The sequence below is a fragment of the Lactobacillus agrestimuris genome (assembly GCF_943193025.1).
Classification (GTDB): Bacteria; Bacillota; Bacilli; order Lactobacillales; family Lactobacillaceae; genus Lactobacillus; species Lactobacillus agrestimuris.
The window spans coordinates 17,764-28,176 of the sequence record NZ_CALPCQ010000024.1; the positions used below are offsets into that span (position 1 = coordinate 17,764).

The window sequence follows — 10,413 nt, forward strand, 5'->3', positions numbered from 1 at the left end:
TAGGATTATATTATTTCAACATACTAAAAATTATTTCTATTCTTTTTATAATTCTCTTTTGCTCTCTTAACGGAGGAACAGGAAAATAAAAATTTTCAATCTTTTGTTTTGAAATATTAGGTTGAGCACCTCCAGTACCTAATTCTATCAATTCTTTTCTTGAAAATAATAAATAGAAAAATAAATACCAATTATATATTCCATTAAAGGGTTGGCAACCACAACAAGCTTGATTTGTAGTCATCTTTTTACCAACAATAGCTAGCTTTCCAATTGTAGCCCCATACATAGCAATTAAAACATTGCCAACTTTATTAAATTTAACAGATGAATTTTTTACTGCTTCTTTTGTTATTTTCTCAGTTGTATCATAAACAATATTATCATTTAAATCACCAGTCTTTAACCATGGAATATTTCCATTTTCATAATATTCCTTGTGTCGTCGGGAAGGAGTGGCTCCTGCTCCCCAAATACCTATTTCCCCCAATCTAACCCATTCCCAACTATCGGGAATGTCAAATGGCTTTTCATCATCAGTAATTGGTGGCAGCGGCTTGCTTCTCTTAATTTTCTTTTCCTTAACTAATTCTGCCTTTTCAGCCTTAATTTTTTCAAGTAGCACACTAGCTGATTCATCATTAGGATCTTGTTGAACCAACTTACCACGCATCGCCAAATCCAACACTTTCGACTTCAGCAAAGTCTGAAGTTTTGTGTATTGTTGAATAGAAGATTCGACTTTGCGAAGCAAAGCGAATAGCTGCGCTATTTTAGCAGCGATTCGACTTTGCTCTTCTAATGGTGGAATTGGAATCACAACTTTCAATATTGAATTTAATCCCAATTCTTTTTGCTTAGTCGTACCTGTCAAATAGTCGTTTAAATTCCACTGTATTGTTGGTGACATTAAAAAATAATAAATATAATTTGAAACAATATTACTATTTGTTCTAATCAATGTTACATGCGAATCAACTGGAATATTATCAAAATTTTCTTTAATTATATTAATTCTTCCAACTGTTCCGGTTCCCGTTGAATTCCATAAAATATCATCTTTTTTAACAAAACGATGATTTTCTAATTTATCATAAAATTCTTGAGTAATATATTTCGCTTCTTTTAAAGAAATACTATTCCATTGAATACATTTCTGCGAAATTATAGGATGAATTTTGTTAATTTTATCATATCTTGGAGATCTACCTCTTTGAATGTAATCTCCTATTTCCCCCAATCTAACCCATTCCCAACTATCAGGAATGTCAAAGGGCTTTTCATCATCAGAAATTGGAGGCAAAGCTTTGCTCTTCTTAATCTTCTTTTCTTTAATTAATTGCTCTTTTTCAGCCTTAATTTTTTCAAGCAACACACTAGCCGGTTCATCATCAGGATTCTGCTCAACCAACTTACCACGCATTGCCAAATCTAAAATTTTCTCTCTTAAAGCCTGAGCATCAAAATCTAAACTATTAGTCTTCATCGTCAATTCCTTCTAATGCCTTGTTAAGTTCCGCAATAGCTTCACTAATTGCCTTAGACTTCTCATTCATATCGCTTAAAATTTCTTTCAAAGATTTATCTTCATGTTTTTCTTCATCAGACATCCATGAAATATCTAAGCTAGTGTTAGGACGTTTCTTAATCTCATCAATTGAGAACTCACGCCAACGACCATTAGGATTCTTTTCTTCATCCCAAGTTTGCTTTCTCTTTGAACGATCATCAACACAATATAATTTTTCAAATTCTTCAAAGTCTTTATCATTCAACGGATTACGCTTACCAAATGAACGCATTTGATGACGCATGTCATAAATCCATACATTCTTCGTATTATCTTTATCTTCAGTCCCACGTGTAAAGAATAAGACATTTGTTTGAACACCTTGAGCGTAGAAAATACCTGTTGGTAATCGTAAGATAGTATGCAAATTACACTTATTCATCAAGTCTTTTCTTATTTCTTCGCCAACACCATCAGCAAATAAAACATTATCAGGAACAACAACAGCAGCTCTTGCCTTACCATCTTTTTTCAAAGAATTATAAATAACTTCCAAGAAGTTAAGCTGTTTATTACTGGTTTCATAAGTTAAGTCATCACGAGTTGCTCGTTCGCCACCCTTTTTAGTACCAAAAGGAGGATTAGTCAAAACAATGTCTAAATTCTTCATCCACTTACCATTTGCAGACAAAGAGTCCCCCTGATCAAGACGACCATCCATTCCATGCAAGTATTGATTCATCATAGCTAATCTATGAGTTGTTTGAACCAATTCCATACCAGAAAAGGCTTCATGGACTTGAAAATCTCTTTCTTCAGATGACAAGTCAAAGTATTCATCAGTCTTATCTTTTAGATATTCATCAGCAGCTACCATAAATCCAAAAGTACCTGCAGCCGGGTCGTTACAACGATCGCCAATCTTAGGTTCAGTCATTTTAACCATCATATTGATCAAAACACGAGGTGTGAAATATTGGCCCGCACCAGATTTAACTTCGCTGGCGTTCTTTTCCATTAAGCCTTCGTATAAACTGCCCAAGCCCTCGTTTCTTGCAGAGAACCAATCAAGTTCATCAATATCTTTGATGATTTTTTCTAAGTTAGCTGGTTCATCAATTGCAGTTGAAGCATTAGCATAAATAGCATTGATACGTTCACTTTTAACAATTTCAGGATTACCTAAATCAAGAAGCAACTGACGATAAAAATTCTTTAATTCTAATCCTTCTTTAGAAACTAAATTATTCCAACGATACTTTTCTGGAATATCCTCTTCTTCACCTTGTTCTTTACTCATCTTCAAGAACAAAATGTAAGTCAACTCAGTAATATAATCTTGATAACTTACACCATCATCACGTAAAACATTACATTCATTCCATAATTTTTGAACGATTTCTTGATTATTCACTTAATTGCATGCTCCTTAAAAATTATCCCTCTTAAAAATATCAGCTAAATAAATCTGAATATTAGTAAAAGGATCATCATTTATTAAATCATTATTATTTTTATACAAACGATCGGCATTATCTACCGCATCCTGGACTTTATCAAAAATATATTCTCGATAACTATTACCCTTAAATCGGCTATAATCTTGATTAAAATATTTTTCTTGAGATAATTTTCTTACTAATTCTTCTCGAGAATAAGAACGAAAAACTGGTTCAAAATGCATTAAAATCCAAATTTCAAAATCAATTGATGAAAACAAAATAGTTATATTATTTTTGCTAGCAAGCTGAACACATTCTATTAATTCATTTGTCTTGTGTTCATCCCTATCAAACACAACATATGTTTTATCCAAATGATTATATTTACTATACTTTATTGCCTTTTCTACTAATCTTTTTCCAGAAAGATCTGCTGCAATAATTTTCACACGAACATTGGCCATCCGATATTTTTGCTTAAGCATTGTGAAATACTGCTTTTCAGATTCGCCTTCACACAAAATACCTATAGTAGGATTTGTCTTAATTTTCCTGCTTTTTCTTGCCATTACTATCTCCATATTTTTCATGAATTAGTTTGAGTACATCAAGTAATCCATCCACATCAATAACAGGAACAGCACCAAATTTACCTTGTAAATATCTTTTAGCGAAGGAAATATCATGTCTTCCTTTATTACGAGCATCTTCAAAATCAAAAATTGATTTCAAATTACTAATACCATGGAAATCCTTGTCTAATAAATAAATCTGATCAATTCTTAATTTGCTATCAAGTAGTTGAATATCATGAGTAGTGATAATAAATTGATTTAGATTTTCAGTAGAATTGAAAATTTGGACCAATGCACTTGCTAACTCTACATGTAATGAATCATCAAATTCATCAATAATAATCGTCTTTTGATTACCATCGGTCTGTGCAAACATCATTGCTAAAACTATATAAAATAATCGTCTTGTACCAACGGATTCATAAGATAACGGTAACTCCCCAGAAGTAATAACTTTATTATTGTCATATACCTTATGGGTAGTAAAAAGTTCTTTTTCACTTTTAGGATAGTTTAAATTTAGATTATCAACCATCTTCTGTACCTCTGGATTTAAAGGTGCTGTTGGTATATCTCTAACGTTTATATCAGAAATGTTAAAATCAGCAAAACTTAAAAAAGAAATCATTTCCTTTTTAAGATATTTATTTTCCATTAAAGCTAGCATTTCTGTAGGAATTTGAAAACCATTGTTAATAAACATTAAATCTTGAACAAACCATTTAAAAACCGCAGTACTATCTGGATCATTTTCTGATTGTGCAAGATACAAAAATAGTGAATTTTGTCTTAATTTAGGAATACTTGACTTCAAGAGCTTATTTGAAGTTTCAACTTTATCTTCATCTCTTGAAAAAATTATTCTTTCTTGATTATTCTTAACCAAGGCTAATGCCTCTTTGGTAATCTTTTTATGATTATAGCTAAAAGAATAATTATAAATCTTATCACTTACTTCTATTTTTACTTCAAAAAAAGTATCTGTATTTTTTGAAGTTTTATTAAACATAAAAGGATTGTAATCTAGTGTATCGGTAATTGCTTGGGTCGGCTTCACAATTATTTTTTGCATTGTTCCCAAGGCCTTTATTAATTGTGATTTTCCCGAACCATTCGGACCAAAGAGTAATAAGCTCTTTAAAAGAGCAGGTTTCTTTTTATAAAAGGTATTAGTTTCTTTTAACTTTCGCAACCTACTTCCAGTTTCGGCAGACAAGGTTGTTAGATCTTTAAAAGATGCATAATTTCTTACTGAGAATTCAATTAACATAGAATATTCCTCCGATTAAGTTAATTTTATCACACTCACTAGCTTAATCACGGATTTTTGTGATTAAAAATAAGAATGCTATTAAAGCATTCTTATTTAAACGTATAAATTGTCGTTCAACACAAAAATAATCTTGTCCGTATTTTCTCCAAAGATCGACTTCATCTTCTTATAACCACCAAATTCTTTAAAGCCAAATTCTTTATCTTCAAAGACTTCCTCGGCATTAGGAGCAAGAACCGTGTTTCTCAACAATTGTTTTTCAATTCTCTTAAGCCATCTCATCTGATTCATATTCCAATCAGCCATACCGTAAACTTTTTGCATAGCATTATGAATTCTTACATCATGATCAACCAATTCTGAACCAGAAGCTGCTTGTCGAATAAAACTAATAATATCGGCTGTTGTTTGCACATGTTTAGCATTCTTCCAAGCTGTTTGCAGATCATTTTCCTTAAATCCATTTTGTTCAAGTTTTAATTTAATATCTTTCAATTCTTTAAAAGTTAGATCTTTTGGTCTTGTTGCTACAATTTGAAGAGCCGGAATTTCATCGACATTATTTTGAACAAACTTATTAAAACTATTAATATAGTCGGTCGGTTCATGATTGCCCTGACCATATCCTCGTTCTGTTCCAACCAATTCATCCTCTTGAGTTGAAATAACCTGCTTTTGCTTAGGCGGAACGAGCTTATCTAATTGTTCAAAGTTCTGCCACTGCATTAAGAATTCAGATTTATTAATTCGTGCTAAACTTCCAGCCCACTGATCAATAGAATCGATTTGTGCTAATCTTTCGAACTGTTTTCTACTTTTATCACTAAGGCTCTTAACCTTTCGATCAATCGCAGCAGCCATATCAACTCGATATTGATAATTGTCTTCATTAGTTTCAAAAAAATCATGCTTATGTTCAATAAAGTAATGAACATTATGTCCCGCATTTTTAACAACTGGCTTCATGTTGGTTACTTTATTCATAGCATCGTAAATTCCAACCGCATCATAAATGTGGAAAATATACTTATTAATATCTGGACAAAGGCGGGTAGCACGACCTAACATTTGTTCATATAAAATTCTTGATTGAACTCTGCGCAAAAATACTAAATTAGTAATTTCTGGAACATCGACACCTGTAGTAAGTAAATCAACTGTTACCGCAATATTAGGATATTGTTCGTTCTTAAAGTTTTTTATTTCTTGGTTAGGATGACGAATTGATCCCGTAATTTTTTCGATTGCATCATCACTAACTGGATTGCCATTTTCTTTAAACGCCTGCTTTAATAATCTAACAATCATATCGGCATGAGCATCAGTTGCAGCAAAGATCAAGGTCTTACCTAATTCTGGTTGATTTGGATCTAAATAATCGCTAGCTAATTTATCGCAAATGACCTTATTAAAACTCTCAGTAATGACTTTTCTATTAAAATCTTTAACATCAAAATCCATATTATCAGGAAGTTTTTCACTTTCAACTGTTTCATCATCTTGATTAAACAAATCAATTTGAATTCCCTTCTTGAAGTGAATACCCTCTTGTGAAAGTTTGGTTTTAATAATAGTCGGTGCATCATGATCAACTAAATAATTATCTAAAACAGCTTGCCTATAACTATACGAGTAAACAGGCTCACCAAAAATATCCGTTGTTTGCAAAGCTGGCGTTGCTGTCATACCAATCGCTGTTGCATCAAAATAATCAACTACACGACGATATTGACTTACATAATCTTCTTGATTATAGAACCGATACTCTTTATCACTTAATTCTTTATCTTCAGCATATCCACGATGTGCCTCATCAACAATAATAAAATCATATTGACCAACAGATGGCTTTTCATCATTATTATCATTGAAGAATAATCGCTTAATCATCCCTTGCACAGTAGCAATTTGAATCTTGGTCGACTCCTCGGGCATTTTATCTTGTAATTCTTTAATACCATAAATTGAGGCAATCGACATTGAACCAATTTTATTATCCTTAATAGCATCAGCAGTCTGTCTTCCTAACAAATTGCGGTCAACAAGATAGAGGATTCTACGCGCACGTTTATTTTTAAGCAATCGATACATTAAAGAAATAGCTGTTCTAGTCTTACCGGTTCCTGTCGCCATTGCAAGTAAAATTCGCTTTTTGCCATCTTTAATAGCAGCTTCAATACTTTTAATTGCTTCAACCTGATAATATCTCTTAGCAAATTTAGGGAAATCATCATCATTAACCAATTGTGCATCAGCTTCGTCGGGATTTTTAGCAGAAAGTTTCATTTTTAAATCCTTAGGTGAATGAAATTTCTCCAATGCATAAGAATTTTCCCTGGGATTACGTGCATCCCAGAACCAAATACCAGATTTTTCTTTATACTGTTTTAAGTAAGGGCGACCATTAGCAGTGTAAATGAATGGAACTTTATAGTCGCCCATTTCATTATTCAAAAGTTGATAATCTGTTCTCAATGGAACTTCCTTAGAATATTCTTTAGGCTGCGCCATTTGTCCGGCAATATCTTGATCCCATTTTTTTGCTTCAATAATGCCGTAAAATTCTAACCCTCTAAATAAAGCGTAATCGGCACGGTGACCATTTGGTAAAACCCATTCTGCAATTGCCATATCATGATTCTTTTGCGGTTTAGTATGCTTGGTCCAATTATTCAATTCTACTGAATCAACTTCCCAGCCTGCGTCACGAATTTGCTCATCAATTAATTTTCTAGTTTCTGCCTCTGTTAATTTGTGTTTCTTAGCAAATTCAACGTTAACCTTATGACGATGTTGTCGTTGCTCAGAACTAATTTCAACCTTGACTTTTGATTGCTTATCTTGAAGTTCTTGTATTTTTTTCTTAAGGTTTTCAATTTCACTTTGCTGTGACTCTAAAATAATATTCTGATTCTTAGGTTCAACATAGCCAGTAACCCTATCTAATGAATAAACTTCTAAAAACCATTTCCAAATTAAATAAGCTTTTTGATCAATTTCAAGAGCTGACTTTTTAGTTGCAATAAATCCATCATCATGTGCCGCTTTATTACGATGCAAACGGATTTCATTCAAAGCATTCAAAACAACAGGCGGATAATCATTCATCGAACGAGATAATTTATCAATTCGTTCATTTTGGTTAAGTTCCCAATCAACTATTCCATCTAAATGAAAGATTTCCTTAGTCAGCTGTTCTGCAAAGGTTCCAAATATAGTTAAACTACTACGCGGATCAGAATAAATTAAACTTTCCGCACTCGTAGCTAATTTTGCATATTCTTTATACTGCTTATTGTTAGTTTTAAAATTAGTCATAAACCTACCCTAAATCTATGTGTATAAATACCTATTTTTTATTATAATAGAAGAATTTCATAAATAGAATGGTTATGTAGAGGATGAAAAAAGAAAAGCTAACCATAAAGATTAGCTTTTTCTCAAGTTATTCAATTTTACTCTCTTTTCATTTATGTTTCTATTCATAATCGTTTAAATTAAAAAACAAAATTATTAACAAATTATATTATTGAAATAAATATGAATTACTAGTAAAATTATAAAAGAAAAGGAGTTAACGAGTGCGAGTCGTTAACTCCAATCGTAACTCGAATGACTGAATTGGTAGGCTAATCTTTGTGATTAGCTTTTTTTGTTATTACATATGCCGTCGCACATCTAATAACAAATTTTCCCAAAGCATTAAGTATAATGCTTATTGCAATGGCAAAAGCTACCGACAAGGCTGCCTACTACTCCTCCAGTCTGTTCCATTTGGCATGGCTCTCACCTCCGTAACTTCATAATGATGAGGGGGGTGTAGCCATCCTAGTTACTAAGTTATTGGGAGCTACCCAATAGCCTAATAATATTTTAACAAATTGGATAAACTGGAGGGAATTTACAGTTGATTTTTCAACCGGCATTTTGATTCTTTCAATTGCTGAAATTAACTTTGCTAAAGCATATCGAATAATCAAAAAAGCTAACTATAAAGATTAGCTTCCCCCTAGTTATTCAATTCTACGATTGAGAGTAATGAGTGGAGTGGCCGCTCATTACTCTCTTTTCATTTGTATTTATACTATACAATAGTCACAAGATAATTAAAGCACAATTTTTTATTTGATTATATTAAACACCTAATTTTTTAAAATATTCATATAAGTTATCTACCTCATTATCATCGTCACAAATCAAGCCATGAATAATAGCTAGTTCCTTAATCATAGATTTTTTGCTTTCTTCATCAATGGTTGTCACGAACAATTCTCCAAATACAAATATTGACTACCAGCAATTCACAGTCGTATAAGAAAGCAACCCTTAAATTCTTAGAATTACTATAATACTGCTCTTTAAGCCTATCAATCTGTATTTACATCTTGGTCATACGGTCAATCTTCAAAAAATTCATCCTCTATATCATAAAGTTCATAAGTTTGACGGATCTGAACGCCAGCTTTATATTGGACCATTAAATTAGTCAACATATCACCATCAACCAAGGCAATATTAAGTTGCTTAGCTGCTGCCCTTGCTCCACTCGTGAAAGACGAAGTTGTAATAAATACACCATGATCTGCGCGTTGACGTCTTAACGCACCGGAAAAACCATCAATTTCAGGACGTCCCACCACATTTTCTTCTGCGTAGCGCTTAACCTGAACGTAGATTGTCTCCATTCCAAGAGGATCTTTATTAATAATTCCGTCAATTCCTCCATCATTAGACTTTTGAGTAACTAGTGATTGGCCATCCGTTCCTTTATAACCCATTTCACTTAGCAATTTGATCATCATATGTTCAAATTCATAAGGATCAATACTTCTTAATTTTGATAACAGCTGCTCAGTTAAATCGCTTTTTTGCTTGTCAAACCAATTTGAAACTTGTTTTTCAGTAAGTTCAAATGTTTGCTCTTCACTTATTTCATTCGTATCTGAGTCATTATTTTGTTCTTTTAATTTTTTCTTATGCTCAATATAAGCAGGCTGAGCATGAACCAATTCACGCGTAATGTTTAATCCATGTTCTTTCAAAATTGATCTTCCTAAATCTGAAATTTGATATATTCCTCGTTTAGGTACATTTAATAAACCCGCTATTTTCAAATCACTTAATGCCCAATTTACTCTGTTAGGAGCAACTGGATCATGCCATCTTGATGTATAGGTCATTTCGGCCAAATCGTCAGGTAAATTTACTTCCTTAAGAACATCATTAATTAAATCTTGACGTTTCCAATTTTTTTCAGTTTCAGCTATTTTTAAAATTGGACCTAAGAATCCATCCCAAGTTGGCATACCATTATCACTATGTTTTAAAGTTTTATAATCTATCATAATTTAATCTCTTCTGTTAGGTAAAATCTGTCACTTATATAGACAATATTACTATAATCGTTAATAGATTAACATTGATATCTAGCATCTAGCCTACATCAATATTAATTTAGGCTATAAGAATAACTAGTCTTCCCCCTCATTAATTAAATTTTGGAGAAATAAATCATTATGAACACATTAATCTCACTTGGCAACAACGGAAGTTTTCTGATTTTTGGGAAATTATTTCAGGTTATGCCTATAAAAAATCAGAATATAGTGAAAA

At 32.3% G+C, this 10,413-nt stretch carries 7 protein-coding genes; all 7 read right to left on the minus strand.

All coding sequences use genetic code 11. The features are described from left to right. Window positions 1-10 precede the first annotated feature (10 nt). Window positions 11-1,486, minus strand: coding sequence for a restriction endonuclease subunit S (locus tag NFR82_RS07455; RefSeq protein WP_251717662.1), 1,476 nt, complete (start codon window positions 1,484-1,486; stop codon window positions 11-13). After that, window positions 1,476-2,924 (minus strand): class I SAM-dependent DNA methyltransferase, encoded by a 1,449-nt coding sequence (locus NFR82_RS07460; protein WP_251717663.1) that lies wholly within the window; start codon window positions 2,922-2,924, stop codon window positions 1,476-1,478. The genes NFR82_RS07455 and NFR82_RS07460 overlap by 11 nt, the downstream gene beginning before the upstream one ends. A gap of 15 nt (window positions 2,925-2,939) precedes the next feature. Then, window positions 2,940-3,521: an RloB family protein gene (locus NFR82_RS07465; protein WP_251717664.1), complete on the minus strand. Its 582-nt coding sequence runs from the start codon at window positions 3,519-3,521 to the stop codon at window positions 2,940-2,942. Beyond that, window positions 3,496-4,797, minus strand: a complete 1,302-nt coding sequence (locus tag NFR82_RS07470) for an AAA family ATPase (protein ID WP_251717665.1) — start codon at window positions 4,795-4,797, stop codon at window positions 3,496-3,498. Before NFR82_RS07470 ends, NFR82_RS07465 begins: the two co-directional genes overlap by 26 nt. Window positions 4,798-4,893: 96 nt before the next feature. Further along, window positions 4,894-8,118 (minus strand): type I restriction-modification system endonuclease, encoded by a 3,225-nt coding sequence (gene hsdR, locus NFR82_RS07475; protein ID WP_251717666.1) that lies wholly within the window; start codon window positions 8,116-8,118, stop codon window positions 4,894-4,896. 816 nt (window positions 8,119-8,934) lie between these two features. Next, a complete protein-coding gene (locus tag NFR82_RS08850; protein ID WP_277612429.1) occupies window positions 8,935-9,063 on the minus strand; it encodes a hypothetical protein in 129 nt (42 codons plus the stop codon). A gap of 134 nt (window positions 9,064-9,197) precedes the next feature. Continuing rightward, window positions 9,198-10,145 carry a restriction endonuclease gene (locus NFR82_RS07480; RefSeq protein WP_251717667.1) on the minus strand — a complete coding sequence of 316 codons (948 nt, stop codon included), beginning with the start codon at window positions 10,143-10,145 and terminating at the stop codon, window positions 9,198-9,200. Window positions 10,146-10,413 lie beyond the last annotated feature (268 nt).

What these genes read in the sequence shown, in the direction of transcription:
- NFR82_RS07455 (WP_251717662.1), bottom strand. Translation starts at nt 1,486, where the DNA reads ATGAAGACTAATAGTTTAGATTTTGATGCTCAGGCTTTAAGAGAGAAA.
- NFR82_RS07465 (WP_251717664.1), bottom strand. Translation starts at nt 3,521, where the DNA reads ATGGCAAGAAAAAGCAGGAAAATTAAGACAAATCCTACTATAGGTATT.
- NFR82_RS07470 (WP_251717665.1), bottom strand. Translation starts at nt 4,797, where the DNA reads ATGTTAATTGAATTCTCAGTAAGAAATTATGCATCTTTTAAAGATCTA.
- hsdR (WP_251717666.1), bottom strand. Translation starts at nt 8,118, where the DNA reads ATGACTAATTTTAAAACTAACAATAAGCAGTATAAAGAATATGCAAAA.
- NFR82_RS07480 (WP_251717667.1), bottom strand. Translation starts at nt 10,145, where the DNA reads ATGATAGATTATAAAACTTTAAAACATAGTGATAATGGTATGCCAACT.